20 protein-coding genes and 1 pseudogene are annotated in these 26,320 nt (G+C 71.2%); 6 read left to right on the forward strand and 15 right to left on the reverse strand.

Annotated elements, in window-relative coordinates:
* Positions 1-1,258 (reverse strand): dihydroxyacetone kinase family protein (locus ABT381_RS24780; RefSeq protein ID WP_351598392.1); only part of this gene is annotated, 1,258 nt, incomplete at its 3' end.
* Positions 1,259-1,458: 200 nt separating this feature from the next.
* Between ABT381_RS24780 and ABT381_RS24785 the strand changes: the two genes are divergently transcribed.
* Positions 1,459-2,757 (forward strand): MFS transporter, encoded by a 1,299-nt coding sequence (locus ABT381_RS24785; RefSeq protein ID WP_351598395.1) that lies wholly within the window; start codon positions 1,459-1,461, stop codon positions 2,755-2,757.
* A 66-nt stretch (positions 2,758-2,823) separates the two neighbouring features.
* Here ABT381_RS24785 and ABT381_RS24790 read toward each other — a convergent pair whose 3' ends face one another.
* From ABT381_RS24790 to ABT381_RS24805, 4 genes are all read right to left on the reverse strand, one after another.
* Positions 2,824-3,036 (reverse strand): acyl-CoA carboxylase epsilon subunit, encoded by a 213-nt coding sequence (locus ABT381_RS24790; RefSeq protein WP_031051542.1) that lies wholly within the window; start codon positions 3,034-3,036, stop codon positions 2,824-2,826.
* A gap of 52 nt (positions 3,037-3,088) precedes the next feature.
* Positions 3,089-4,672, reverse strand: a complete 1,584-nt coding sequence (locus tag ABT381_RS24795; protein WP_351598400.1) for an acyl-CoA carboxylase subunit beta — start codon at positions 4,670-4,672, stop codon at positions 3,089-3,091.
* A gap of 273 nt (positions 4,673-4,945) precedes the next feature.
* Positions 4,946-7,360, reverse strand: a complete 2,415-nt coding sequence (locus ABT381_RS24800) for a polysaccharide lyase 8 family protein (RefSeq protein WP_351598403.1) — start codon at positions 7,358-7,360, stop codon at positions 4,946-4,948.
* 2 nt (positions 7,361-7,362) lie between these two features.
* A complete protein-coding gene (locus tag ABT381_RS24805; RefSeq protein WP_351598406.1) occupies positions 7,363-7,872 on the reverse strand; it encodes a hypothetical protein in 510 nt (169 codons plus the stop codon).
* 246 nt (positions 7,873-8,118) lie between these two features.
* On the opposite strand from ABT381_RS24805, the gene ABT381_RS24810 reads away from it, so the two are divergent.
* Positions 8,119-8,736 (forward strand): YceI family protein, encoded by a 618-nt coding sequence (locus ABT381_RS24810; protein WP_351598409.1) that lies wholly within the window; start codon positions 8,119-8,121, stop codon positions 8,734-8,736.
* Positions 8,737-8,982: 246 nt separating this feature from the next.
* On the opposite strand, the gene cimA is transcribed toward ABT381_RS24810, so the two are convergent.
* The 6 genes from cimA to ureA all read right to left on the reverse strand — a co-directional run bounded on the left by cimA (position 8,983) and on the right by ureA (position 16,619).
* Complete coding sequence (cimA, locus tag ABT381_RS24815) at positions 8,983-10,593, reverse strand: citramalate synthase (RefSeq protein WP_351598412.1); 1,611 nt, start codon at positions 10,591-10,593, stop codon at positions 8,983-8,985.
* A 318-nt stretch (positions 10,594-10,911) separates the two neighbouring features.
* Positions 10,912-12,234, reverse strand: coding sequence for an MFS transporter (locus ABT381_RS24820; protein ID WP_351598415.1), 1,323 nt, complete (start codon positions 12,232-12,234; stop codon positions 10,912-10,914).
* A gap of 74 nt (positions 12,235-12,308) precedes the next feature.
* Positions 12,309-12,938: a TetR/AcrR family transcriptional regulator gene (locus ABT381_RS24825; protein ID WP_351598418.1), complete on the reverse strand. Its 630-nt coding sequence runs from the start codon at positions 12,936-12,938 to the stop codon at positions 12,309-12,311.
* A 35-nt stretch (positions 12,939-12,973) separates the two neighbouring features.
* Complete coding sequence (locus ABT381_RS24830) at positions 12,974-14,038, reverse strand: agmatine deiminase family protein (protein ID WP_351598422.1); 1,065 nt, start codon at positions 14,036-14,038, stop codon at positions 12,974-12,976.
* Between the two features lie 182 nt (positions 14,039-14,220).
* Complete coding sequence (locus tag ABT381_RS24835; protein ID WP_351598425.1) at positions 14,221-15,924, reverse strand: urease subunit alpha; 1,704 nt, start codon at positions 15,922-15,924, stop codon at positions 14,221-14,223.
* Entirely contained in the window at positions 15,921-16,619 is a 699-nt protein-coding gene (ureA, locus tag ABT381_RS24840; RefSeq protein WP_351598428.1) for an urease subunit gamma, read from the reverse strand. The genes ABT381_RS24835 and ureA overlap by 4 nt, the downstream gene beginning before the upstream one ends.
* A 177-nt stretch (positions 16,620-16,796) precedes the next feature.
* Between ureA and ABT381_RS24845 the strand changes: the two genes are divergently transcribed.
* Positions 16,797-18,227: a cytosine permease gene (locus tag ABT381_RS24845; protein ID WP_351598431.1), complete on the forward strand. Its 1,431-nt coding sequence runs from the start codon at positions 16,797-16,799 to the stop codon at positions 18,225-18,227.
* Between the two features lie 97 nt (positions 18,228-18,324).
* Here ABT381_RS24845 and ABT381_RS24850 read toward each other — a convergent pair whose 3' ends face one another.
* On the reverse strand, positions 18,325-19,413 hold the full coding sequence (locus ABT381_RS24850) for a branched-chain amino acid aminotransferase (RefSeq protein WP_351598434.1): 1,089 nt from the start codon (positions 19,411-19,413) through the stop codon (positions 18,325-18,327).
* 269 nt (positions 19,414-19,682) lie between these two features.
* Positions 19,683-20,723 (reverse strand): 3-isopropylmalate dehydrogenase, encoded by a 1,041-nt coding sequence (locus ABT381_RS24855; RefSeq protein WP_351598437.1) that lies wholly within the window; start codon positions 20,721-20,723, stop codon positions 19,683-19,685.
* A gap of 128 nt (positions 20,724-20,851) precedes the next feature.
* Between ABT381_RS24855 and ABT381_RS24860 the strand changes: the two genes are divergently transcribed.
* Both ABT381_RS24860 and ABT381_RS24865 read left to right on the forward strand, forming a co-directional pair.
* Positions 20,852-22,465, forward strand: a complete 1,614-nt coding sequence (locus ABT381_RS24860) for a purple acid phosphatase family protein (protein ID WP_351598440.1) — start codon at positions 20,852-20,854, stop codon at positions 22,463-22,465.
* 269 nt (positions 22,466-22,734) lie between these two features.
* The gene (locus tag ABT381_RS24865; protein WP_351598443.1) at positions 22,735-22,872 is read left to right on the forward strand and encodes a hypothetical protein; all 138 of its coding nucleotides are present in this window, start codon (positions 22,735-22,737) and stop codon (positions 22,870-22,872) included.
* Positions 22,873-22,928: 56 nt separating this feature from the next.
* Here ABT381_RS24865 and pruA read toward each other — a convergent pair whose 3' ends face one another.
* Positions 22,929-24,560 carry an L-glutamate gamma-semialdehyde dehydrogenase gene (gene pruA, locus ABT381_RS24870; protein WP_351598446.1) on the reverse strand — a complete coding sequence of 544 codons (1,632 nt, stop codon included), beginning with the start codon at positions 24,558-24,560 and terminating at the stop codon, positions 22,929-22,931.
* A gap of 82 nt (positions 24,561-24,642) precedes the next feature.
* Complete coding sequence (locus ABT381_RS24875; protein WP_351598449.1) at positions 24,643-25,569, reverse strand: proline dehydrogenase family protein; 927 nt, start codon at positions 25,567-25,569, stop codon at positions 24,643-24,645.
* Positions 25,570-25,769: 200 nt separating this feature from the next.
* On the opposite strand from ABT381_RS24875, the pseudogene ABT381_RS24880 reads away from it, so the two are divergent.
* A pseudogene (locus ABT381_RS24880) lies at positions 25,770-26,320 on the forward strand (PucR family transcriptional regulator); the annotation flags it as partial.

A 26,320-nucleotide genomic window follows, 5' to 3' on the forward strand; every position in this document is an offset into this window, starting at 1 on the left:
CCGCAGCGCGCAGCCCCCGGACGATCCCGATGCCGTGGTCACCGTCGCCCGCGACCGCGTCCAGCCGCCCCAGCTCGTCCTCGTTCGCCGCGACCAGGTCCAGCGCGGCCTGCAGCGCCGCGGTGGCGGGCAGGTCGGCGGCGGACGGCCCGGCCTGCGGCCGCTCCTCGGGCGCGGCCGGGCTCTCCCGTACGTCGTCGGTCTCCCCACGGGGCCCCGGCAGGCTGCGGAAGGCCGGGGTGTCGCAGGGCGCGTCGTACAGCGTCGCCAGCTCCTCGTCGAGGACCATCACCGACAGCGAGACGCCCGCCATGTCGAAGGAGGTGACGAACTCGCCGACCTCCGGGCGGAAGGGCGTCAGCCCCGCCTCCTTCAGGCGCCGGTTGACCTGCCGGAAGACGACGAACATCTCCTCGTACTTGGTCCGGCCCAGCCCGTTGAGCAGCACCGCGACCCGGCCGTCGCCGTCCTTGGGCGGCTCGGGCAGCTCCGGGAGGAGGTTGTCGACCAGCTCGTCGGCGAGTTCGCGCGCGGTGAGGCTGCGGGTGGTGCGCAGCCCCGGCTCGCCGTGGATGCCCATGCCCAGCTCCGTGGTGCCCTTGTTCACGGTGAACAGCGGCTCGCTCGCGCCGGGCAGGGTGCAGCCGGAGAAGGCCGCGCCGAAGGTTCGGGTCGTGGCGTTGGCGCGGGCCGCCACGCGCGCCACGCCCTCCAGGTCGTCGCCGCGCTCGGCGGCGGCACCGGCCACCTTGAAGACGAAGAAGTCGCCGGCGACACCGCGCCGGTCGCGCGAGGGGTCGATCTCCTGGCCGTCCACCGGCGGCGGGCCGCTGGCCACGTCGTCGGTGACCAGGACGGTGCGTACGGGGACGCCCTCGGCGGCGAGCCGGCGGGCCGCCAGCCCGAAGTGCATCACGTCGCCGGCGTAGTTCCCGTAGGACATCAGGACGCCGGCGCCGCCGTCGGCGGCCTTGGCGGTGCGGTAGATCTGCTCGGCGCTGGGGCTCGCGAAGACGTCGCCGACCGCGGCGGCGTCCGCGAGCCCCGGGCCGACCAGTCCGGCGAAGGCCGGGTAGTGGCCGGAGCCGCCGCCGATGAGGACGGCGACCTTGCCGGGGCGCGGGGCGTGGCGGCCGACCACGCCGAAGGTGCCGGGGACCCGCCGGAGCGTGCGCGCGTACGCGTCGGCCAGTCCTTCCAGCCAGTCCTCGCGGAAGGTCGCGGCGTTGTGTCCGAGGCCGTCGGGCGTCGTGGTCATCAGGGCGCACTCCTTTGTTCTGTCCCTGTTGGATTTAACACCCGGATCACAGATTCGTCACCCCTCAAGGCGTAAATCACGCTCAGTACTGTGAGAATCACGGCCCAGAAAACTCTGCATCACATCTTGCATGTGAAGTTCACAGGATTCATGCTGCTGATGTCCCACCGTCACCACCCTCGCTCCTACGGAGGCGCGACATGGCTCCACCATCGGCGCTCTCACTGCCCGACCGCCTCGGCATCCCCAAGGCGCTGGTCTTCGGCTACCTCGGCGTCCTGCTCTTCATGGTCGGCGACGGTGTCGAGTCGGGCTTCATCGCGCCGTACATGGCGGACCACGGTGCCGGTACCGAGGTGCACGCCTCGTACGTCATCACCGCCTACGGTGTCACGGTCATGCTCGCCTCGTGGCTCTCCGGCGCACTGTCGGACCTGTGGGGTCCGCGCCGGGTGATGCAGCTGGGGCTGGCCGTCTGGATCGTCTTCGACGTCCTCTTCCTGGTCTTCGCGCTCGGCCCCGAGAACTACCCGCTGATGCTGGTCTTCTACGGGCTGCGCGGCTTCGGCTACCCGCTCTTCGCCTTCGGCTTCCTGGTCTGGATCACCGCGACCGCGCCCGTGGCCCGGATGGGCACGGCGGTGGGGTGGTTCTACGTGGCGTTCACCGGCGGTCTGCCGACCCTCGGCTCCCTGGTCGCCGGCGTCACCAACCCGCTCTTCGGCCAGTTCGGCACGCTCTGGGTGGCGCTCGGGATCATCGCGGTCGGCGGCGCCTGCTGCCTGCTCGGCGTCCGGGAGCGCACCGGCTTCGCGCGGCTCGCGCCGCCCGAGGTCAGGCCGGTCCAGTCGCTGGTCTCCAGCCTCTCCATCGCCTGGACCCACCCCAAGGTCGCGGTCGGCTGCGTGGTGCGCATCATCAACACCGCGCCCGAGTTCGGCTTCCTGGTCTTCCTGCCCACCTTCTTCGCGAAGGAGCTGGGCTTCGGGGAGGGCCGCTGGCTGACCCTGCTGGCCGTCATCTACGGCACCAACGTCTTCTGCAACCTGCTCTTCGGCTGGATCGGCGACAAGATCGGCTGGCGGCGGACGATCGCGTCCTTCGGCGGTATCGGCTGCGCGGTCACCACGCTCACGCTGTACTTCGTGCCGCAGGCCGTCGGCAGCAACTACCCGGTCGCGATCGTCTGCGGCATGCTCTACGGCGTGACGCTGGCCGGCTTCGTCCCCATCTCGGCCCTGATCCCCGCCCTCGCGCCCGACAAGAAGGGCGGCGCGATGGCCCTGCTGAACCTGGGCGCGGGCGGCGCGGCCTTCGTCGGCCCCGCCATCGTCAGCGTCTTCCTCGACCCGCTCGGCCCGGCCGGCGTCGTCATCATCTTCGCCGCGCTGTACGTGGTGTCGTCGCTGCTGACGCTGTACTTGAAGCTGCCGGAGCCGCAGGGCGACACCACTCCCCCGCCGGCCCCGACGGCCGAACCGGCAGCGGCACGGGCCTGACCCCCGCCGCGACGCGAAGGGCCCCGCACACCGGATGGTGCGCGGGGCCCTTCGGCGTCGCGTGAGTTACCCCTGCCAGGAGCGGGCGCCGCGGAAGCCGCGCTGGCGCTCCAGCCGGCGCCAGCGGGCGGCCGTGGCGTGCGGCTGCGCCGGGAGCGCGGCCGGCTGGTGGGCGGCGCGGGCGAGCAGCACCGCGGTCAGCGCGGCGAGCTCCTCCTCGCTGGCCTCGCCCTTCTCGACACGGACCAGGGAACGGTCGGAGGTATCGGCAGGATTCACTTTCGTCGTCTCCAAGGTCGCAGGGTGGCTGCGGTACAGAGCGGTATCGGAATTACTGCGGCGGGTTGCCGTGCTTGCGGGCCGGCAGGTCGGCGTGCTTGGACCGGAGCATGGCCAGCGAGCGGATCAGCACCTCGCGGGTCTCGGCCGGGTCGATCACGTCGTCGACCAGGCCGCGCTCGGCCGCGTAGTACGGGTGCATCAGCTCGGACTTGTACTCCTTGACCATCCGCGCCCGCATGGCCTCCGGGTCGTCCGCCTCGGCGATCTGCTTGCGGAAGATCACGTTGGCCGCGCCCTCGGCGCCCATCACCGCGATCTCGTTGGTCGGCCAGGCATAGGTGAGGTCGGCGCCGATGGACTGGGAGTCCATGACGATGTAGGCACCGCCGTACGCCTTGCGCAGCACGACCGAGATCCGCGGCACGGTGGCGTTGCAGTACGCGTACAGCAGCTTCGCGCCGTGCCGGATGATGCCGCCGTGCTCCTGGTCGACGCCCGGCAGGAAGCCGGGGACGTCCAGCAGCGTGAGGATCGGGATATTGAAAGCATCGCACATCTGGACGAAACGGGCAGCCTTTTCCGACGCCTCGATGTCCAGCACGCCCGCCAGCGACTGCGGCTGGTTGGCGACGATGCCCACGACCTCGCCGTCCAGGCGGGACAGCGCACAGATGATGTTGGTCGCCCAGCGCTCGTGGACCTCCAGGAACTCGCCGTCGTCGACGAGCTCCTCGATGACCTTGCGCATGTCGTACGGGCGGTTGCCGTCGGCCGGCACCAGGTCCAGCAGCGCGTCGCCCGCGCGCTCCGCCGGGTCGTCGCAGGGGACGGACGGCGGGTTCTCGCGATTGTTGGACGGCAGCAGGGCGAGGAGGTAACGGACCTCCTCCAGGCAGGTGGCCTCGTCGTCGTACGCGAAGTGGCACACGCCGGAGGTCTCGGCGTGCACGTCCGCGCCGCCCAGCCCGTTCTGCGTGATCTCCTCGCCGGTCACCGCGCGGACCACGTCAGGCCCGGTGATGAACATCTGCGAGGTCTCGCGGACCATGAACACGAAGTCCGTCAGGGCGGGGCTGTAGGCCGCGCCGCCCGCGCACGGGCCGAGCATCACCGAGATCTGCGGGATCACGCCCGACGCCTTGGTGTTGCGCTGGAAGATGCCGCCGTACCCGGCGAGCGCCGAGACGCCCTCCTGGATACGGGCACCGGCGCCGTCGTTCAGCGACACCAGCGGCGCACCGGCCTGGATGGCCATGTCCATGATCTTGTGGATCTTCGTGGCGTGGGCCTCGCCCAGCGCGCCGCCGAAGATCCGGAAGTCGTGCGCGTACACGAACACGGTCCGGCCGTGCACCGTGCCCCAGCCCGTGATCACACCATCGGTGTAGGGCTTCTTGTTCTCCAGCCCGAAGCCGGTCGCCCGGTGCCGGCGCAGCGGCTCCACCTCGTTGAACGATCCCTCGTCCAGCAGGAGGTCGATCCGCTCGCGGGCGGTGAGCTTGCCCTTGGCGCGCTGGGCCTCGGTGGCGCGCTCACTCGGGCCTCGCCGGGCCTGCTCACGGATCGCGTGCAGCTCGGCGACGCGCCCGCGGGCGTCGTTCGCCTCGGCGGGCGCATCTTCGACAGTGGTCATGCATCGACGGTACGCGGACACGTGCTCATGAACCGATGTCGGTTTCGTACAACGTCGAGCGCGATTTCGTGGGCAGGCAGAACAGAACCACGCTGTACGGGGGACGCGGAAGCGGCACGGACGCGCAGGAGCGGTTTCCGGTCACTGTGGAGGAGCCACAAAAGACACTGGTGTGGTCTTGTGGCGGTCCGCTGGTCGACCGCGGATACCGGCCACCGGGCCACGCTCCGCGGGGCGGCGCGGGATTCCCCCGCACGCCGCCCCGCGACCGGGTCAGTGTGTGGTGACCGTACAGGTATGCGTGGCGCAGACCTTCCCGGGACCGATCCGCAGCCGCAGCCGGCGGCCCGTCTCCAGGACCGTGACGCCGGGCCCGGCGCTCACCACCTCGCGCACCGGGCGGTCCCAGACGATCTCCACCGGCCGCCCCGTGCGCGGCGGCTCCGCCACGCACAGCGTCGCCGTCCGGCCCTGCCCGCGCACCAGGACGGACGACGGCGCCGAGGCGGTCAGCGGCCCCGCCGTCCCGGCCGTCCAGAAGTTCGCCGCCAGCACCCCGAGCGCGAGCACCTCCACCGCCTGCACCGCGCCCGTATTGGCGGTGATCCGCAGCCAGTTCCGGTCGGCGGCGCGCGCCGCGAGGGTGCGCGGCCCGGCCCCCGGCATCAGCAGATAGGCGTACGAGGCGTCCGCCGGGTCCGTGCCGTGGTCCCGCCAGAGCGTCAGATAGCGGCGGGTGACGCGATCCGGCGAGGACCCCGTATTGATGTCCCGCCAGGCGCCCGTGCGCGCCTCGCGCAGCGCCCGCAGCGGCATGCCGCCGGGGAAGACGTACCCGCCGTGCCCCGCGAGGTGCGCCCAGTGGGCCCGCGGGAAGGCGCCGGTCCAGCCGGTCGTCGCGGGCTGGAGGACGCCGTCGACGGTGAGCGCCGCGGTCCCCGAGGCGCCGAGGTTGCGGTTGTCGACGACGGTCTCGGCAGGCACGCCGTCCCGGCCGGTGATCCCCGCGCCGAGGCAGACGACGGTGTCGGCGAGGCAGAACCAGGACTTCTTGGCGCGCAGCGTCGAGGCGAGCCCGCGCACGTCCTGCCCGACGGCCGCGAACTCGCCGTCCGTGGCGCCGCCCACCCAGGTGGCCGCCGGCTTCGGCGCGCCCCAGCCGCCGCCCTCGTTGTCGGCCAGCCGCTTGGTGGAGACGGTCGTCCCCGGGAGGCGGTACGGGTCCACCGTCGGCCAGAAGAAGTCGGTGTACTGGCCGCCGCCGAAGTCCGCGCCCCACCAATAAAGCATCCCGGCGCCGGTGTGCCAGCCGCGCGGATTCTCACCGTTGCCGTTCTCGTAGTACGTGATCCGGTCCGAGGCCATGGCGATGTTGGCGGCGAAGCCCGGGCGCCGGTGCACCGCCCGGTCCATGGCGGGGAAGAGCTTGTGTCCGACCGGCTCGGGCGCCGCGGTGCCCGGCCCCGCGGCCACGGCGGCCAGCCGGGCGGCGTCCGCGACCGTGTACTGCCGATCGGTCAGCACGTCCAGCGTGGTGTCCCGCTCGATCCAGCCCTTGACCATGGCGTGCCAGCGGTCCCGCTCGGCGGCGGAGGCGCTCTGCGCGAGCATGGCGACGGCGGCCAGCAGCGCGTGCCCGTGGAAGTGGTCGCTGCGCATGACGTGCCGGTCGTCGCTGAGCAGGTAACCGCGGCTGATCGCCCGGCCGTTGACGCTGTCCATCATCAGGCCGTTGTGCAGCAGCGGCGCGTAGGCGTTCTCGACGCTGTCGAAAATGATCTGCCGCTTCGGGTCGGTCACCTCCCAGCTGCTGCCGCCGAGCAGACGGAACAGCCGTCCGAGCCCGTCCAGCAGCACGTATCCGTACGTGCCGGAGTACGCGACCCAGGTGTGCTGCACGAACGAGCCGTCGGCGTACAGCCCGTCGCCCTTCTCCACGTACGGGAAGACGGGCGAGAGGGCGTCGCGGGCGAGCGCGAGCTTCGCCGCCGACCGGCCGAGGACGCCGCGCAGCGCGACCACCCGGCACAGGTCGACGCGGTTGGCGCCGGTGCTCGTCCCCGTGTAGTCGCCGAGCATGGAGTCCGGTACGAAATGGTCCACCGCGGCGAGGTACCCGGCGCGCTGCGCGTCGGTGAGCGCGCCGTCGACGAGCGTCATCGTGTCGAGGAGCAGCCGCGGGCTGCCGATCTGCCAGTCCCACCAGTTGCCGTACCGCGTGGTGGCCGTGTTGTAGATCTTGGCGTCGAGGTGGTCCAGGCCCTTGAGCACGTCGGCGAGGAGGCCGGCGTCCCCGGTGAGGCCGGTGCCGGGTTGGGCGTATGCCTGCGCCATGGTGTTCAGCCGGCTGTAGCTCTGGGTGATGCCGGCCGACGGGTCGAACGGGCAGTCGGGCCAGAGCGAGGAGGCGGCCGGCGCCATCGCCGTCCGGAAGCGCCGCGCGAGGTCCCCGGTCTCCTTCAGCAGGGAGGCGTACGGCTCGGCGGCCGGGTCGTAGCCGGTGCCCAGCTGGAGGTCCCGCCAGCGCTCCCGGAGGGTGCCGAACTCCTCGGCTGCGGGGGCGACTTGAGCGGTGGCGCCCCGAGCGGTGGCGTGGGCGCCGGTGGCCGGCAGCCCGAGGGCGGCCGCGCCCGCGCCGCCCGCCACGAGGAAGCCCCTGCGGGTCCAGTGGGAAGGGTGCGCCGCCATGGTCAGCAACCGCCGCAGTTGTAGTAGAGGACGTCCCAGTGCGACCCCTCCTTGGCGTAGATGTTGCCGGAGCCGGACTTGTACATCGGTGCGCCGTCACCCCGTACGCCGGCGTAGGTGAACGTACCGGTCACGTAGTTGCTGACGCAGGTGGACAGGGCGAAGTCCAGTTTGTAGCCGTTCCAGTGGCTGTACGTGCCGCTCGCGTGGCCGGTCTCGGTGCCGCCGGTGATGTTCAGCGCGCAGCCGCTGGCCTTCTTCAGCGTGACCGCGCCCTGGGCGGTGGGCTGGTTCAGCTGGTCGAAGGACGTGCAGGTGGGGGTGTTGCGGTCGGAGCAGCCGCCGGAGGAGGACCAGGTGATCCCGGCGTTCCGGAACATCGTGGTGGCCTGGGCGTGGGTGAGCTTGGTGACGGCGTGCGCCTCGCTCGCGTCGGTGAGGACGCCGAAGCCGGGGGCGAGGAGCGCTCCCAGGACGAGGACCAGTGCGCTGAGGACGGTACGGACTCTCACGGGGGCCTCCTGCGGTGAACCGGTGAACCGTGCGACGGGTGATTCGGCGGTGCAGGTGGAGCACCGCAGATGATGCCCGACCTCTACGCGCGTCGCCAGTACCTGGTGACCAGGGCTTTCGGGGGTCGCGCGGCCTCGCCCCGACGGAAAGGTTGAAACTTGAACCAGTAAGGGTTACGCTGAATCTCGTTGAAGCTTAAACAACAACTCCCGAGGTCTCCCCGACCCGTCCCCCGAGGAGGAGCCATGGCTCTGTTCAACCGCAAGCGCACCGCCGAGACCGCCGCCCCCGCCGCCACCGCGACCCTCGCGGCGGACCCGGCGCTGGCCGCCCTGACCGGCGACTACACCATCGACCCGGCACACAGCAGCATCGGCTTCACCGTGCGGCACGCCATGGTCACCAACGTCCGCGGCTCCTTCGCCGAGCACGAGGGCACGCTGCACCTCGACGGCAGCAACCCGGCCGCCTCGACCGCGAACATCGACGTGAAGATCGACAGCATCGACACCGGCATCGCGGACCGCGACGGCCACCTGAAGAGCGCCGACTTCTTCGACGCCGAGCAGTTCCCGCTGATGACCTTCCGCTCCGTCGGGGTCGAGCAGGTCGGCGCCGAGACGTACCGCGTCACGGGCAACCTCACGATCAAGGACGTCACCAAGCCGCTCGCCATCGACCTGGAGTTCAACGGCGCGGCCACCGACGTCTACGGCGCGCAGCGCGTGGGCTTCGAGGGCAGCGCCGAGATCCTGCGCTCGGAGTGGGGCCTGACCTGGAACGCGGCGCTGGAGACGGGCGGCGTGATGGTCAGCGACAAGGTGAAGCTGACGTTCGACATCTCGGCGGTCAAGGCGGCCTGACCCGGACCCGCTTCCCCCGCACAGTGGCAGGGCCCCTCCCTCTCCCCACGAGCCGCCCTGGGGTGAGTGGGGTGAGCGGTGAGTCACCCACCAGTGGCAAGGCCCCTCCCCCACCTCCACCACGCATAAGGCGAAGGTAGCGCCGCCCGCCGACTCCCGGCGGCGCCTGTGGATAACCCCGATACGACAGTGGCCCTGGCCGGTTCTGGTGAACCGGCCAGGGCCACTGCTCGTACGGATCCGCCATCAGTCCTGCGGCTCGACCCCCGCGCGTACCAGGCCGTACGCGTACGCGTCGTCCAGTGCCTGCCAGGACGCGGCGATCACGTTCTCCGCGACGCCCACCGTCGACCACTCGCCGCGGCCGTCGCTGGTGGAGACCAGGACCCGGGTGATCGATCCCGTGCCGAGCGCGCCCTCCAGGATGCGGACCTTGTAGTCCACCAGCTCCAGCTGCCCCAACTGCGGGTAGATCTGCTCCAGCGCCACCCGCAGCGCCCGGTCCAGCGCGTTGACCGGGCCGTTGCCCTCCGCCGTGGCCACTATCCGCTCGCCCTTGGCCCACAGCTTCACGGTCGCCTCGTTGGCGTGCGTGCCGTCGGGGCGGTCCTCGACGATCGCGCGCCAGGACTCGACGGTGAAGTACCGCAGCGGCCGGCCCTGCACCTCCTCGCGCAGCAGCAGCTCGAAGGAGGCGTCGGCGGCCTCGTAGGTGTACCCCGCGAGCTCGCGCTCCTTGACGCGCTCCACGACCCGGCCGACCAGCTCGCGGTCCTCGCCGAGCTCTATGCCGAGCTCCTTGCCCTTGAGCTCGATGGAGGCGCGGCCCGCCATGTCGGAGACCAGCATCCGCATCGTGTTCCCGACCAGCTCGGGGTCGATGTGCTGGTACAGGTCCGGGTCGACCTTGATCGCGGAGGCGTGCAGGCCCGCCTTGTGCGCGAAGGCCGAGACGCCGACGTAGGGCTGGTGGGTGGAGGGCGTGAGGTTCACGACCTCGGCGATGGCGTGCGAGATCCGGGTGGTCTCGGCGAGCTTGCCCTCGGGGAGGACCTTGCGGCCGTACTTGAGCTCCAGCGCGGCGACGACCGGGAAGAGGTTGGAGTTGCCCACCCGCTCGCCGTAGCCGTTGGCCGTGCACTGGACGTGCGTCGCGCCCGCGTCGACCGCCGCCAGGGTGTTGGCCACCGCGCAGCCGGTGTCGTCCTGGGCGTGGATGCCCAGCCGCGCGCCGGTGTCCGCCAGTACGGTCCGCACCACCGCGGTGACCTGCGCGGGAAGCATGCCGCCGTTGGTGTCGCAGAGGACCACCACGTCCGCGCCGGCCTCACTCGCGGTCCGTACGACCTTCTTCGCGTAGTCCGCGTCCAGCGCGTAGCCGTCGAAGAAGTGCTCGCAGTCCAGGAACACCCGGCGGCCCTGCGCGCGCAGGTACGCGACGGTGTCGCGGATCATCGCCAGGTTCTCGTCGAGGGTGGTGCGCAGCGCCAGCTCCACGTGCCGGACATGGGACTTGGCGACCAGCGTGATCACCGGGGCCTTGGACTCCAGCAGGGCCGCGACCTGCGCGTCGTCCTCCACTCGCACGCCCGCCTTGCGGGTGGCGCCGAACGCCACCAGCTGCGCGTGCCGGAAGGGGACCTCTTCCCGCACCCGCTGGAAGAACTCGGTGTCCCGGGGGTTGGCGCCGGGCCAGCCGCCTTCGATGAAGCCCACGCCGAAGTCGTCCAGGTGGCGCGCGATCGTCAGCTTGTCCGCCACGGTCAGGTTGATGCCCTCACGCTGCGCGCCGTCGCGCAGCGTCGTGTCGAACACATGGAAATCGTCGGACAACGATGCGTCGGAGGTGTCCGTCATGCTGATCTGGCTCCTGTCGGGATCTTCGGTCTACCGGAATGACCGGTGCCACCGTCCCCCTATGATCCCTCGCGCTCCGTTCCCGGTGGCGGGTGGGCCGGGAAACGAAAAAACCTCTCGCGGGTGCGAGAGGTCTGCGCGCGGGTCTGGGACGACGGTGCCGCGCCGTACTGGGTTTCGTACGGGGCGGTCACTGCGGACCGGCGCGCCTGCTGCCAATAATCATGGCGAACGAGAGCATGGGGGCAGTCTTGCACGAATCACCCCCGGCGGAAGGGCCGTCTCAGAATGCGAACGGCCCTCCCTTCGGGCTTGTCCTCACACGCCGGACGGGCTTGAGACTGCCTGGCCCTCGCCCGTCTTGTCCTTGGTGACCCGGTGCAGGTCGATCGTCCGGGTCTCGCGCATCGTCAGGTAGACGATCAGGGAGACGGCCGCGCAGCCGGCGACGTACCAGTAGTAGCCGGATTCGATGCCGCCGTTCTTGAACCACAGGGCGACGTACTCGGCGGTGCCGCCGAAGAGGGCGTTGGCGATGGCGTACGGCAGGGCGACGCCGAGGGCCCGGATGCCGGTCGGGAACAGCTCGGCCTTCACGCAGGCGTTGATCGAGGTGTAGCCGGTGACGACGACCAGGGCGAGCAGGGCGAGGCCGAGGGCCGGCCAGAAGGAGCCGGCGTGCCGCAGCAGCGTCATGATCGGCACGGTGAGGAAGGTCGAGCCGATCGCGAAGGTGATCAGCAGCGGGCGGCGGCCGATCCGGTCGGACAGCTTGCCGGCCAGCGGCTGGATGCACATGAAGATGAAGAGGGCGCAGAAGCTGACCAGGGAGGCGGTCGGCTTGTCCAGGCCGGCGCTGCCGGAGAGGTACTTGGTGAGGTAGGTGGTGTACGTGTAGTACGCCACGGTGCCGCCCATGGTGAGCGCGATGACGAGGAACGCCTCGCGCTTGTGTGCCCACAGCGCCTTGAGGGTGCCGCGTTCCGGGTCGGCGTTGGCGCTGTCGTCCGCGGCGTAGACCTCGGTCTCCAGCATGTTGCGGCGCAGGTAGAAGACGATGGCGGCGCCGAGCGCGCCAATGATGAAGGGGATGCGCCAGGCCCAGCTGTGCAGTGCGTCCTCGGACATGGTGCGCTGCAGGATGATCTGCAGGCCGAGGCCGAGCAGTTGGCCTGCGGTCATGGAGACGTACTGGAAGCTGGAGGCGAAGCCGCGCTGTCCGGGCGCGGAGGCCTCGGTGAGGTAGGTGGCGCTGGCCGCGTACTCGCCGCCGACGGAGAGGCCCTGCAGCATGCGGGCGACGAGGAGGACGGCGACGCCTCCGTAGCCGGCGACGCCGTAGGTGGGGGCGACGGCGATGAGGACGGCGGAGGCGGACATCAGGGTGACGGTGAGCGTGAGGGCGGCCTTGCGGCCCTTGCGGTCGCCGACGCGGCCGAGCAGCCAGCCGCCGACGGGCCGCATGAAGAAGCCGACCGCGAAGACGCCCATGGTGTTCATGAGGTTGGCGGTCTCATTGCCCTTGGGGAAGAAGGAGTCCGCGAAGTACACGGCGAAGCTCGCGTACACGAACCAGTCGAACCATTCGACCATGTTGCCGGCCGAGCCGACCCAGATCTTCTTCCATTGCTCTCGTCCCATAGCTGGTCACGGTGCCGGACCTGGGACTTCACGGCAAGGGTGCACCAGGCAACGATCAGGCGACGTTGTGTGCGTTACGTTCCCGGGGCGGCGTCCGCCGGGGTCAGCGCGTCGTCCAGGAAGTCGCTCACGTGGCTGAGTACGTCGTCGCGGCTCAGGCCGGGGAGGCCGACGACGAGGTGGGTGCCGAAGCCGTCGAGCAGGGCGCGGGTGCGGGTGGCGAAGCGTTCGGCGTCCACGGGCCGCAGTTCGCCCTTGGAGGCGCCTTCGACCAGCAGCGCGACCAGGTCGCGGTGCCAGGCGAGTTCCAGGTCGAGCTGGCGTTCGCGGGTGGGGTCGTCGGCGTTCTGGGAGCGGTTCCAGACCTCCAGCCACAGGGTCCAGCGCGGGTCGCGGTGGCCTTCGGGGAGGTAGAGGTCCACCAGGGCGTCGATGCGGGCGCGGGCGGGGACGCGGCGGGCCAGCTCGGCGCGGCGCTGCGCGCCGAGCTGTTCCTCGCTCCACTGGAGGGTTTGGAGCAGCAGCTCGTCCTTGGTGCCGAAGTAGTACAGGATGTGGCCGCTGCTCATGCCGACCTCGCGGCCGAGTCCGGCCATGGTCAGCCGGTCCAGGCCCTCCTCCGCGATGGTGGTCATGGCCGCGGCGAGCACCTGCTCGCGCGGCTGGCTGAGCCGCCGCCGGGGACGGCGCTCGGGACCGGGCACGGGGACCTCCTGGACCGGCTGGTCGGGTCTGCTGGTCAGACCTTGGGCTGCTGCTGGGTGATGCAGTGGATGCCGCCACCCGCAGCGAAGATCGTACGGGCGTCGACGAGGGTGACCGTACGGTCGGGGAAGAGCCGGCGGAAGATGCCGGCCGCGTGCTCGTCGCGCGGGTCGTCGAAGCCGCAGAGCACCACGCCGTCGTTGCAGAGGTAGTGGTTGATGTAGGAGTAGTCGACGAATTCGCCGTCCTCCTCGATGACGGTGGGCGCGGGGACCTCGACGACCTCCAGCTGCCGGCCGCGTGCGTCGGTGGCTCCCTGGAGGAGCTTGACGATCTCGGCGCAGACCGCGTGGTCGGGGTGGGCGGGGTCGGGCTGGGTGTGTACGACGACGGTACCGGGGCGGGCGAAGGCGGCGACGATGTCGACGTGGCCGCGGGTGCCGAACTGGCCGTAGTCGGCGGTCAGTCCGCGCGGCAGCCAGATGGCCTTGGTGGTGCCGAGGAAGGCGTGGATCTCGGCCTCGACCTCTTCGCGGGTGCGGCCGGGGTTGCGGCCGGGGTCGAGCTGGACGGTCTCGGTGAGCAGGACGGTGCCTTCGCCGTCGATGTGCAGGCCGCCGCCCTCGTTGACGAGGGGGGTGGGGTAGCGGCGGGCGCCGGCGAGGCCCGCGACCTCTTCGGCGATCTTCGCGTCGTGCTTCCAGCTCGCCCAGTCCTGGGCGCCCCATCCATTGAACACCCAGTCGGTGGCGGCGAGTTGGCCGTCGCCGGTGAGGAAGGTGGGGCCGATGTCGCGCATCCAGGCGTCGTCCAGCTCGCGCTCGACGATGTCGATGTCCGGGCCGAGCAGGCCGCGCGCGGCGGCGGTCTGGCCGGGGCCCGCGACGACGGTGACCGGCTCGAAGCGGCGTATCGCGCGGGCCACCCGTGCCCAGGCGACGCGTGCTTCGGAGAGGGTGCTGCCGCCCTCCTCGCCGAAGGTGAAGTTGGCGCCGGGCCAGGCCATCCAGGTGCGCTCGTGCGGCGCCCACTCGGGGGGCATCGTGTAGCCGTCGGCGGCCGGGGTCGCCCCGGCGGAGGGCAGGGGAAGCGTCGTCATGGGCTGCGTCCTTGCAGGTGGGAGGGGAGGGCGAGAGGCCGGCGCCGCCACCTGGTGAGGGGTGGCAGCGCCGGGACCGCCCGAGGCAGGGACGTGGCCCCGGGCGGGGTGCGGGGGCCGGAGGGACGCTCCCTCCGGCTCGGAGGAACGAGCCGCCGCTGCGGCTCACGGGAAGCGGTGGCTCAGAGGAAGTACAGCCGCGAGAGCGACACGTACTCGGCGGGGTCGGAGCGCATCGGGGCGCCGTCCAGCGTGACCAGGCCGCTGTCGCCGTCGACCTGCACGCTGCCGACGCGGTCGTTCAGCAGCAGGTCGCGGGGGCCGATGCCGCGGGTGCCGCGGACGGCGACGCGCCGGCGGCGGGTGGGCAGCGAGTCGAAGGCCCGGCCGGGCGAGCCGGCCGCGACCGCGGCGCCGGAGACGAAGGCGACGGACAGGTCGGCGGCGGTGGCGCCGTGCGCGCCGAACAGCGGGCCCATGACGAGCGGTTCGCAGGTGTCGGTGGCGGCGTTGGGGTCGCCGGTCACGCCCCACGCGGGGAACCCGGACTTCAGCACCATCTGCGGCTTGGCGCCGAAGTACCGCGGCTGCCACAGCGAGATGTCGGCCATCTTGCCGACCTCCAGCGAGCCGATCTCGTGCGAGAGGCCGTGTGCGATGGCGGGGTTGATCGTGAGCTTGGCCATGTAGCGCAGTACGCGCGCGTTGTCGTCGTGCGCGCCGTCGCCCTCCATGGGGCCGAGTTCGGCCTTCATCTTCCCGGCCATGGCGAAGGTGCGGCGTACGGTCTCGCCGGCGCGGCCCATGCCCTGGGCGTCGGAGGAGGTGATGCCGATGGCGCCCAGGTCGTGCAGGACGTCTTCGGCGCCCATCGTTCCGGCGCGGATGCGGTCGCGGGCCATGGCCGCGTCGCCGGGCAGGTCGGTCTTCAGGTCGTGGACGGAGACGATCATGCCGTAGTGCTCGGCGACCGCGTCCCGCCCGAAGGGCAGGGTGGGGTTGGTGGAGGAGCCGATGACGTTTTCCACGCCGGCCATCTTCAGGACGTTCGGTACGTGTCCGCCGCCGCAGCCCTCGATGTGGAAGGCGTGGATGGTGCGGCCGTCCAGGACGGAGAGGGTGTCCTCGACGGAGAGGCACTCGTTGAGGCCGTCACTGTGCAGGGCGACCTGGACGTCGTGTTCCTCGGCGACGCGCAGGGCGGTGTCCAGGGCGCGGGTGTGCGCGCCCATGTCCTCGTGGACCTTGAAGCCGGAGGCGCCGCCCTCGGCGAGCGCCTCGACGAGCGGGGCGGGGTCGGAGGACGAGCCGCGGGCGAGGAAGCCGATGTTGACGGGCCAGGCGTCGAAGGAGTTGAAGGCGTGCCGCAGGGCCCAGGGGGAGTTGACGCCGACGCCCCAGACGGGGCCGAACTCCTGGCCGATGATCGTGGTGACGCCGGAGGCGAGGGAGGCCTCCATGATGCGCGGGGAGAGCAGGTGGACGTGGGTGTCGACGGCGCCCGCGGTGGCGATCATGCCTTCGCCGGAGACGATCGAGGTGCCGGTGCCGACGACGACGTCGACGCCGTCCATGGTGTCGGGGTTGCCGGCCCGTCCGATGCCGCTGATGCGGCCTTCGCGGATGCCGATGGAGACCTTGCGGATGCCCTGTACGGCGTCGATGACCAGGACGTTGCTGATGACGACGTCGCAGGTCTCGCGGACGGCGGCGGCCTTCAGGTGGAGTCCGTCGCGGGCGGTCTTGCCGAAGCCGGCGAGGAATTCGTCGCCGGGCTTCTGGGCGTCGGACTCGACGCGTACGACGAGGCCGGTGTCGCCCAGTACGACCCGGTCGCCGGCGCGCGGGCCGTGTACGGACGCGTACTCCTGCGGATCGATGGTCATGCCCGCTCCTCCTCGGTCTCCGCCCCCAGGTAGCCGCAGGCCGCGGCCCGCCGCAGTGCTTCTTCCTTCGCCCCCGGGGCGTCCAGTGGCCCGTCCACCAGGCCCGCGAAGCCGATCGCGATCCGGTCGCCGCCGATCGGTACGAGGCCGACGGATTCCTCGGCGCCCGGGTCGAAGCGCTGGGAGGAGCCGGCGGGGACGTTCAGCCGCATGCCGTAGGCGGCGGCGCGGTCGAAGTCGAGCCGGGGGTTGGCCTCGAAGAAGTGGAAGTGCGAGGTGACGCTGACCGGGACGGTCGCGGTGTTGCGGACGCGGACGGTCAGTGCGGGCGCCGGGGCCTCGTCGGCGGGCCCCGGCAGTATCGCGCCGGGCGCGGCGTCGCCCTGCGAGCCTCCGCCGATCGGGTCGCTGACCACGGCGAGCCGGGAGCCGTCGTCGAAGACCGCTTCGACGTGCACCTCGGTCACCACGTCGGCGACGCCGGGCAGCACGTCGTCCGGGCCGAGGACCGCGCGGGCCGCCGCGATGGCGTCGGCCAGCCGGCCGCCGTCCCTGGCCGTCTCGCAGACCGTGTCCGCGACGAGCGCGGTCGCCTCGGGCACGTTCAGCTTCAGGCCGCGTGCCCTGCGCGCTCTCGCCAGCTCGGCCGCGCCGAACAGCAGCAGCCGGTCGCGCTCGGTCGGGGTCAGCCGCATGCCACCACACCTCCTGATCGATTAGAGCGACACTCTAACCAAGGAAAGCCGGTGCCCGAAAGGGTTGACCGGGCACAGGGGTATGGGTCACATTGAGCGCCGCTCAAAAAAAGCGGAACGCCACTCACCGGAGCGGTACCGCCCAGCACTCGTCCGGCCTCTCAGAGGAGCCCTCTCATGCCGATCGAACAACGCGGAGTCGACACGATTCCCGACGAGGAGCGCACCAGCCGCCCCCGCGACCTCGTCTCCATCCTGCTCGGCTCGAACCTCGCACTCGGCGTGGTGATCTTCGGCTGGTTGCCGGTCTCCTTCGGGCTGGGCTTCTGGCCGTCGGTGACCTCCCTCACCGTGGGCACCCTCGTCGGCACGCTGCTCACCGCGCCGCTCGCGCTGGTCTCGCTGCGCACCGGCACCAACCTCTCCACCAGCAGCGGCGCGCACTTCGGCGTGCGCGGCCGGCTCGTCGGCTCCGTCATCGGCCTGCTGCTCTCGCTCGGGTACACCGCGCTCACCCTCTGGGTCGGCGGCGACGCCGTCGTCGGCACCCTCGCCCGGCTCATCGGCCTGCCCGACGGCGGCGCGAGCTACGCGGCCGTGTACGCGCTGCTCGCGGTCTGCACCGCGGCCGGCGCGGTCTACGGCTACAAGCTCCTGCTCCGCCTCTCCCGCGTCCTCGCGCTCGGCATGACCGCGATCCTCGTCATCGGCCTGTTCGCGTACGCGCCGCACTTCACCACCGCGGCGCCGCACGGCACCTCGTACCTGCTCGGCGGCTTCTGGCCCACCTGGCTGCTCGCGGTCGTCTCGGCCGGCCTGAGCGGCCCCATCGCCTTCATCACCCTGCTCGGCGACTACACCCGCTACATCTCCCCGCGCCGCCACAGCTCCCGCAAGGTCTTCCTCGCCACCTGCCTCGGCCTGGTCGCGGGACTGCTGGTCCCCCAGCTCTTCGGCACCTTCACCGCGCTCGCGGTCGGCGCGGCCGACGACTACGCCGGGCCGCTCGTCGCGGGCGCGCCCTTCTGGTTCCTCGCCCCGCTCTTCCTCGCCGCCTCGGCGGGCTCGGTCGGCAACGCGGGCCTGATGCTGTACTCCATGGGCCTGGACCTGGACGCGATCCTGCCGCGCGCCACCCGCACCCAGGCCACCTACGTCGTCGCCGGCGTCTCCACGTTCTTCGTCTATCTCGGCCACTTCGCCTGGGACGCGCAGGACGCGATGACCTCCTTCGTCCTGCTGCTCACCGCGGTCGGCACGCCCTGGGCAGTGCTCACCGTCATCGGCTTCTTCCGCTGCCGCGGGGTCTACGACTCCGAGGCGCTGCAGGTCTACAACCGCCGCTCCCGGGGCGGCCGTTACTGGTACACGGCGGGCTGGAACGTGCCCGCGACGGTGACCTGGGCGGCCGGCTCGCTCGTCGGCCTGGCCGCGGTGGACACCCCCCTCTACACCGGCCCGCTTGTCCCCTACACCGGCGGCATCGACCTGTCGTTCCTGCTGTCGGCGCTGGTCACGGCCGTGCTGTACGGGGTGCTGACGCGCCGCCCGGCGGCGGTGCCCGCGGCCGTGGCCCCGGTGGAGGAGGCGCCGGCGGAGGTGTCCTAGCCGTCCGGGCCGTACGGGAACGTACGACGACGGGCCGCCCCGGACGCGCGTGCGTACGCGTCCGGGGCGGCCCGTGGCAGCCGGTGCGGCGGCGGGATCAGCCCAGGGGGTGCATCCAGCCGTGGGTGTCCTGCGCCGTGCCGCGCTGGATGTCCAGCAGCGCCTCGCGGAGCTTCATGGTGACCTCGCCGGGCTCGCCGCCGCTCTGGGTCCACTCGGCGCCCTTGCGCTTGACCGTGCCGACGGGCGTGATGACCGCGGCGGTGCCGCACGCGAAGACCTCGGTGAGCGTGCCGTTCTCGGTGTCGGCCTGCCACTGGTCGATGGAGACGCGCGCCTCCTCCGCCTCGTAACCGAGGTCACGGGCGACCGACAGCAGCGAGTCACGGGTGATGCCGGCGAGCAGCGAACCCGTGAGCGTGGGGGTGACGATCTTGTTGCCGTACACGAAGTACAGGTTCATGCCCCCCAGCTCCTCGACCCACTTGTGCTCCACCGCGTCGAGGTAGGCGACCTGGTCGCAGCCCTTCTCGGCGGCCTCGGCCTGGGCGAGCAGGGAGGCGGCGTAGTTGCCGCCGGTCTTGGCGTCGCCCATGCCGCCGGGGACGGCGCGCACCCGGTCCTCGGACAGCCAGATGGAGACGGGCTTGACGCCGCCGGGGAAGTAGGCGCCGGCGGGCGAGGCGATCACGAGGAAGAGGTACTCGTTGGCGGGCTTCACGCCGAGGCCGACCTCGGAGGCGAACATGAAGGGGCGCAGGTAGAGCGACTCCTCGCCGCCGTGCGCGGGCACCCAGTCGCGGTCCTGCCGGACCAGCGCGTCGCACGCCGCGATGAAGGTCTCGACGGGCAGCTCGGGCATGCCCAGGCGGCGCGCGGAGCGCTGGAAGCGCTCGGCGTTGGCCTCGGGGCGGAAGGTGGCGACGGTGCCGTCGGCCTGGCGGTACGCCTTCAGCCCTTCGAAGATCGTCTGCGCGTAGTGCAGGGTCATGTTCGCCGGGTCGATCGAGAGCGGCGCGTACGGAACGAGCTGTGCGTCGTGCCAGCCGCGGCCCTCCGTCCACCTGATCGTCACCATGTGGTCGGTGAAGTGCCGGCCGAACCCGGGGCCGGCCAGGATCTTCTCCCGCTCGGCGGCGGGCAGTGGGTGCGCGGAGGGCTTGAGCTCGATCGTGGGCGTCGTCATGAGTGCTGTCCTTCACCGGTGTGGTTGTGGTGGCCGCGCGCGCATGACATCCGGTCTGTCGGTGGACGTCCGAGCTTCCCCTGGCGGGCCCCACGTCCGATTATCGCTCGGGTGGGACCGCGGAGAGGAAGGAGGTGGCGTACTGCGCGTGCGCGGCCTGTGGTCGATGGTCGCACCCAACCGCCGAGTAGCCCAGCGGCCGGGCGCCTGAGGGGCGCTGCCGCTGGGCTACAGGAACAGCTTTCAGCTGTTGTGTGGGAGCAGCGGCGTCAGCCGGCTACTCGGCCGGCGAGCGCGTCGCCGATCTCGTCGGTCGTGCGCGGCGTGCCGTCACGGCCTTCGAGGTCCGCGGCGACGGCCTCCTCGATGCGGGCGGCCTCGGCCTCGTGGCCCAGGTGCCGCAGGAGGAGCGCGACGGAGAGGATCGTCGCGGTCGGGTCGGCCTTGCCGGTGCCGGCGATGTCCGGGGCCGAGCCGTGGACGGGCTCGAACATGGACGGGAAGGCGCCCGAGGGGTTGATGTTGCCGGAGGCGGCCAGGCCGATGCCGCCGGTCACGGCAGCGGCGAGGTCGGTGAGGATGTCGCCGAAGAGGTTGTCGGTGACGATGACGTCGAAGCGCTCCGGCTGCGTGACGAAGAAGATCGTCGCGGCGTCGACGTGCAGGTAGTCGGTGGTGACCTCGGGGTACTCCGCGCCGACCTTGTCGAAGATCTTCTTCCACATGTGGCCGGCGTGGACCAGGACGTTGTTCTTGTGGACCAGCGTCAGCTTCTTGCGCGGACGGGCCTTGGCGCGCTCGTAGGCGTCGCGGACGACCCGCTCCACGCCGTAGGCCGTGTTCAGGCTGACCTCGGTGGCGACCTCGTGGGGCGTACCGGTGCGCAGGCTGCCGCCGTTGCCGGTGTACGGGCCCTCGGTGCCTTCGCGGACGACGATGAAGTCGATGTCCGGGCGGCCGGCCAGCGGGGTGCTGGTGTTCGGGAAGAGCTTCGACGGGCGCAGGTTGACGAAGTGGTCGAAGGCGAAGCGGAGCTTCAGCAGCAGGCCGCGCTCCAGGACGCCGGAGGGCACGGACGGGTCGCCGATGGCGCCGAGCAGGATGGCGTCGTGCTGCTTGAGCGACTCCATCTCGGCGTCCGGCAGCGTCTCGCCGGTCGCGTGCCAGCGCTTGGCGCCCAGGTCGTACTCCTGGGTTTCCAGCTTCACGTCCTGCGGGAGGACGGCCGAGAGGACCTTCAGGCCCTGGGCCACGACTTCCTGGCCGATACCGTCACCGGGGATCACTGCGAGGCGAATGCTGCGAGACATGCCTGGACCCTACTCTTCGTCCCATGGGTTGACACCCGGTGTCCGGCATACGGACATGTGGAGATTCGGTCAGCCGCAGTTCACCTTGTATACGCCATCCGGTTTCCGCGCGATGCGAGGTTCACGCCATGGCTTCCCGTGAGACCCCCGCCTCCCCCGACATCCCGCGCTTCGGCATCCCCGAGCGGCTCGCCGCCCGCATGTCCATGGCCGAGCAGCACGAGTACCTGCGCACCAAGCTGTCCCGGCGCGGGCTGCTGCGCACCTCCGCCGCCGGTGCGGGCATCGTCGCGGGCAGCGGTCTGCTCGGCTCCACGGCGGCGTGCGCGTCGCCGCGCTCCACCACGCTGCTCTCCGCGCCCGCCACGGCCGCGGTGGACGGCTCGATGGTGGCGCCCTTCGGCCGGCACCTGCAGTTCGGCGCCGACCCGAAGACGCAGATGCGGGTCTCCTGGCAGGTGCCGTTCGCGGTGAAGCGGCCGTATCTGCGGGTGGGCCTGAAGCCCTGGGACCTCAGCCGCAAGATCGAGGCGGAGGTGCGGGACCTGCACACGCCCGCGCTCACGAAGAAGCTGCCGGCCGTCGACCAGTACTACCTGCACGCCGCGCTGGACGGCCTCAAGCCCGGCACGACGTACTACTACGGCGTCGGCCACGACGGCTTCGACCCGGCCGACGCGCGCCACTTCTCCACCGTCGGCACCTTCCGCACGGCTCCCGCGCGGCCCGAGAAGTTCGTCTTCACCGCCTTCGGCGACCAGGGCGTCAGCTACGACGCGCTCGCCAACGACCAGCTGATCCTGGGCCAGAACCCCTCCTTCCACCTGCACGCGGGCGACATCTGCTACGCCGACCCGGACGGCCAGGGCTCGGAGGAGGACACCTACGACGCGCGGGTCTGGGACCAGTTCCTCGCCCAGACCGAGACGGTCGCCAAGTCCGTGCCGTGGATGGTGACGACCGGCAACCACGACATGGAGGCGTGGTACTCGCCGAACGGGTACGGCGGCCAGAACGCCCGCTGGTCCCTGCCGGGCAACGGCCCGGACGCGAAGCACGCCCCCGGCGTGTACTCCTTCGCCTACGGCAATGTCGGCGTCGTCGCCCTGGACGCCAACGACGTCTCGTACGAGATCACCGCCAACACCGGGTACACCGCCGGCAAGCAGACGAAGTGGCTGGACCGGCGCCTGGGCGAGCTGCGCGCGGACCGGAGCATCGACTTCATCGTGGTCTTCTTCCACCACTGCGCGTTCTCCACGACCGTCTCGCACGCCTCCGACGGCGGCGTGCGCGACGCCTGGCTGCCGCTCTTCGAGAAGCACGGCGTGGACCTGGTGATCAACGGCCACAACCACATCTACGAGCGCACCGACGCGATCAAGGGCACCTCCGTCTCCCGCGAGGTGCCGGTCGGCGGCAGCGTGGACTCCGCGCGCGAGGGCATCGTGTACGTCACGGCGGGCGGCGCGGGCAAGGCGCTGTACAAGTTCCCCGTGCCGGACAGCTACGAGGGGCACGTGAAGGACCTGGACGAGGTCGAGACGTACCACTGGACCAAGGGCGGCGGGAAGGACACCGAGAAGGTGGCGTGGTCGCGGGTGCGCTACACCGGCTTCTCGTTCCTCGCGGTGGAGGTCGAGGCCGGCCACCGGCCCCGGATGAAGGTCACCGCCCTCGCCGAGACCGGCGAGCGCATCGACCACTTCGACGTGGAGCGCACCGCGCGCACGCCCCGCTAGACGGCTTCCGAGGGCTCGCTCTACCGGCGGGGCGCCGCGAAAGCGGCGTCCCGCCGTCTCAGATAGTAGGAAGCCCAAGTAATTGTGCAGACAGCACGGCTCTCCTGTCCTACTTTTGTAGAAGCCGAACGTCTCGCTCCACCCAGCGAAGGCGGCTCAGGCCGGCGCGCACGCACAGGTGACCCCTGGCGCGACCTGGCTCCGCCCGCTCCGGCGTCGCATTCCGTTTTCTCGGCATCTCGGGGATCGATCAGAGGAGAGACGTGGCCATGGCCGAAACCGCTGCCCCTGCCCGCAGGATCCGTCACCGCGTGCGCACGTCCGGCGAGACCGACCGCAGGAACGCCGCCGCTGCTCTGCAGCGCGCCCTGGACCGCCGCGACAACGGCGGCGCGACCGGGCACTGAAACGAAAAGGGGCGCGCGGCCCACGCCGCGCGCCCCTTTTGCCTATGCCCCGGGCGTCAGCCCATGTGGGGGTAGCGGTAGTCCGTCGGGGCGACCATCGTCTCCTTGATGGCGCGCGGGGACATCCAGCGCAGCAGGTTGAACTTCGAGCCCGCCTTGTCGTTGGTGCCCGAGGCGCGGCCGCCGCCGAAGGGCTGCTGGCCGACGATCGAGCCGGTCGGGCGGTCGTTGATGTAGAAGTTGCCGGCCGCGAAGCGGAGCTTCTCGGAGACCTCGGCGACGACCTGCCGGTCCTTGGCGAGCACGGCGCCGGTCAGCGCGTACGCCGAGGCCGACTCCATCTGCTCCACGGTCGCGTCGAAGTCGGCGTCCTCGTAGACGTGGACCGCGATGATCGGGCCGAAGTACTCGGTCTTGAAGACGTCGTTCTCCGGGTCCGAGCAGGCGATGACGGTCGGGCGGACGAAGTAGCCCACCGAGTCGTCGTACGTGCCGCCCGCGACGATCTCACAGGTCGGGTCCTGCTTGGCGGCGTCGATCGCGGCCTTGTTCTTGGCGAAGGAACGCTCGTCGATGACGGCGCCGATGAAGTTCGACAGGTCGCTCACGTCGCCCATGGTCAGGCCCTCGACCTCGGCGGCCAGCTCGTCCTTGAAGCCGTTCTCCCAGGTGGAGCGGGCGATGTAGGCGCGCGAGGCCGCGGAGCACTTCTGGCCCTGGTACTCGAAGGCGCCCCGGGTGATGGCGGTCTTCAGGATCGCCGGGTCCGCGGTCGGGTGCGCGACGATGAAGTCCTTGCCGCCGGTCTCGCCGACCAGCCGCGGGTAGGAGCGGTACTTCTCGATGTTCTCGCCGACCGACTTCCACAGGTACTGGAAGGTCCTGGTCGAGCCGGTGAAGTGGACGCCTGCCAGCTCCGGGTGCGGCAGCGCGACCTCGGAGACCTCCTTGCCGTCACCGGTGACGAGGTTGATCACGCCCTTGGGCAGACCGGCCTCCTCCAGGAGCTGCATGAGCAGGATCGCGGAGTGGGTCTGGGTGGGGGACGGCTTCCAGACCACCACATTGCCCATGAGGGCGGGGGCGGTGGGCAGGTTGCCGGCGATCGCGGTGAAGTTGAACGGCGTGATCGCGTAGACGAAGCCCTCCAGCGGGCGGTGGTCCAGGCGGTTCCAGACGCCGTTCGGCTGCATGGGCGGCTGCTCCTGGAGCAGCTCGCGCGCGAAGTGCACGTTGAAGCGCCAGAAGTCCACCAGCTCACAGGGCGCGTCGATCTCGGCCTGCTGGGCGGTCTTGGACTGGCCGAGCATCGTCGAGGCGGCGATCGTCTCGCGCCACGGGCCCGACAGCAGGTCGGCGGCCTTCAGCAGGATCGCCGCACGGTCGTCGAAGGACATCGCGCGCCAGGCCGGGGCCGCGGCCAGCGCCGCGTCGACCGCCTCCTGCGCGTCGGCCTTGGTGGCGTTGGCGTACGTACCCAGCACGGCCTTGTGGTTGTGCGGCTGGACGACGTCGAAGCGCTCACCGCCGCCCATCCGCTTCTCCCCGTTGATCGTCATCGGGAGGTCGATGGGGTTCTCGGCGAGCTCCTTGAGCTTCGCCTCCAGGCGGGCGCGCTCCGGGGAGCCGGGGGCGTAGCCGTGCACCGGCTCGTTGTACGGGGCGGGGACGTGGGTCACAGCGTCCATGGCGGCCGTGTCTCCTTCTGTCGGGTGCGGGTGCGGAGTCTGGGGTGCGGGCCGGTCCGGGGGCGGGGCCGGCCCCGGGGCGTCAGCCGCGGGTGAGCAGCGAACGGGCGAAGAACGCGAGGTTCGCGGGGCGCTCGGCGAGCCGGCGCATGAAGTAGCCGTACCAGTCGGTGCCGTAGGCGATGTAGACGCGCATGCGGTGGCCTTCCGCGGCGAGCCGGCGGTACTCGCCCTCCCGGATGCCGTAGAGCATCTGGAACTCGTAGTCCTCGTTCTTGCGGCCGGCGCGGAAGGCGAGGTCCTGGGCGATGGCGACCATCCGCGGGTCGTGCGAGCCGACCATCGGATAGCCCTCGCCCGCCATCAGGATCTTCAGGCAGCGGACGTACGCCTTGTCCACCTCGGCCTTGTCCTGGAAGGCGACGGTGGCGGGCTCCTTGTACGCGCCCTTCACCAGCCTCACCCGTGAACCTTCCCCGGCCAGCGCGCGGCAGTCGTCCTCGGTGCGGAAGAGGTAGGACTGCAGGACGGCGCCGGTCTGCGGGAAGCGCTCGCGCAGCTCGCCGAGGACGGCGAGGGTGGAGTCCACGGTGGTGTGGTCCTCCATGTCCAGGGTGACGGTCGTGCCGATCGCGGCGGCGGCCTCGACGACCGGGGTGACGTTCTTCAGGGCCAGCTCGTGGCCGCCGGGCAGGGCCTGCCCGAAGGCGGAGAGCTTGACCGACATCTCGGCCCGGGTGCCGAGGCCGAGCGGCGTCAGGCCCTCGACCAGCTCCAGGTAGGCGTCGCGGTTGCGGAGCGCCTGCGCGGGGTCGGTGATGTCCTCGCCCAGCACGTCCAGGGTGACCTCCAGGCCGGAGTCGGCCAGGGAGCGGACGGCGGGGACGGTGTCGCCCAGGGTCTCGCCCGCGACGAAGCGGTCGACGACGGGGCGGGTGACCGGCGCGGCCGAGACGAGACGGCGCATTTTGTCGCTGCGCGCTGCGGCGAGGATCACGGGACCCAGCACGGGACACCTCCACGGTTCACGGATGACAGATGCCGGGCACGCGGGGCGCCGGCAGGTCGAGCCACCAGAAACGTAAGTTTCACGGTACGTCGGCAGCCATCGACAGCTGTCACGCCTTCGTGTCCGGGATCTCAGACAGATGTATGAGAATGTGCCGTGACAGCTGACGCAGAGGTGACCGGAGAGGAGCCAGGCGGGGCATGCCAGGGGACTACGAGCAGCTGGTGGACGAGATCTCGGCGGCGCTGGGCGCGCCCGCGACGCTGGAGGACCGGGACTTCCGGCTGATCGCGTTCGGCGCGCACGAGGGCGACGACGACTCGATGATGGACCCGGTGCGGACCCGGTCGATCCTGCAGCGCCGGTCCACGGCGGCGGTCCGCGCCTGGTTCGAGGGGTTCGGCATCGCCCGCGCCAAGTACGCGCTGCGCATCCCGCCGGACCCGGCGGCCGGGGTCTTCAAGGGCCGCATCTGTCTGCCCGTGCGCCACCACGGCATCGTGCACGGGTACGTCTGGCTGCTGGACGACGGGCACCTCAGCAATCTGGAGCTGGGCGGGCGCGGCACGCCGCCCGATCCGCGCATCGAGCAGGCGATGGAGACCGCGGCGCGGATCGGCGCGCTGCTGGCGGCGGAGGCCCGGGCCGGTGCCGAACTGGGCGATCTGCTGCGGGAGTTGCTGCTGAGCGGCGCGTCGGAGCGGCAGGGTGCGGCCGAGGCGCTGCGCGGCGCGCTGCGGCCCGGTGCGGC

Origin of the sequence: Streptomyces sp. NPDC000151 (genome assembly GCF_040301705.1) — a bacterium.
Classification (GTDB): Bacteria; Actinomycetota; Actinomycetes; order Streptomycetales; family Streptomycetaceae; genus Streptomyces.

Coding starts and splice junctions, on each gene's coding strand:
- ABT381_RS24785 (WP_351598395.1), top strand. CDS start 1,459: ATGGCTCCACCATCGGCGCTCTCACTGCCCGACCGCCTCGGCATCCCC.
- ABT381_RS24795 (WP_351598400.1), bottom strand. CDS start 4,672: ATGACCACTGTCGAAGATGCGCCCGCCGAGGCGAACGACGCCCGCGGG.
- ABT381_RS24800 (WP_351598403.1), bottom strand. CDS start 7,360: ATGGCGGCGCACCCTTCCCACTGGACCCGCAGGGGCTTCCTCGTGGCG.
- ABT381_RS24810 (WP_351598409.1), top strand. CDS start 8,119: ATGGCTCTGTTCAACCGCAAGCGCACCGCCGAGACCGCCGCCCCCGCC.
- cimA (WP_351598412.1), bottom strand. CDS start 10,593: ATGACGGACACCTCCGACGCATCGTTGTCCGACGATTTCCATGTGTTC.
- ABT381_RS24820 (WP_351598415.1), bottom strand. CDS start 12,234: ATGGGACGAGAGCAATGGAAGAAGATCTGGGTCGGCTCGGCCGGCAAC.
- ABT381_RS24830 (WP_351598422.1), bottom strand. CDS start 14,038: ATGACGACGCTTCCCCTGCCCTCCGCCGGGGCGACCCCGGCCGCCGAC.
- ABT381_RS24835 (WP_351598425.1), bottom strand. CDS start 15,924: ATGACCATCGATCCGCAGGAGTACGCGTCCGTACACGGCCCGCGCGCC.
- ureA (WP_351598428.1), bottom strand. CDS start 16,619: ATGCGGCTGACCCCGACCGAGCGCGACCGGCTGCTGCTGTTCGGCGCG.
- ABT381_RS24845 (WP_351598431.1), top strand. CDS start 16,797: ATGCCGATCGAACAACGCGGAGTCGACACGATTCCCGACGAGGAGCGC.
- ABT381_RS24850 (WP_351598434.1), bottom strand. CDS start 19,413: ATGACGACGCCCACGATCGAGCTCAAGCCCTCCGCGCACCCACTGCCC.
- ABT381_RS24855 (WP_351598437.1), bottom strand. CDS start 20,723: ATGTCTCGCAGCATTCGCCTCGCAGTGATCCCCGGTGACGGTATCGGC.
- ABT381_RS24860 (WP_351598440.1), top strand. CDS start 20,852: ATGGCTTCCCGTGAGACCCCCGCCTCCCCCGACATCCCGCGCTTCGGC.
- ABT381_RS24865 (WP_351598443.1), top strand. CDS start 22,735: ATGGCCGAAACCGCTGCCCCTGCCCGCAGGATCCGTCACCGCGTGCGC.
- pruA (WP_351598446.1), bottom strand. CDS start 24,560: ATGGACGCTGTGACCCACGTCCCCGCCCCGTACAACGAGCCGGTGCAC.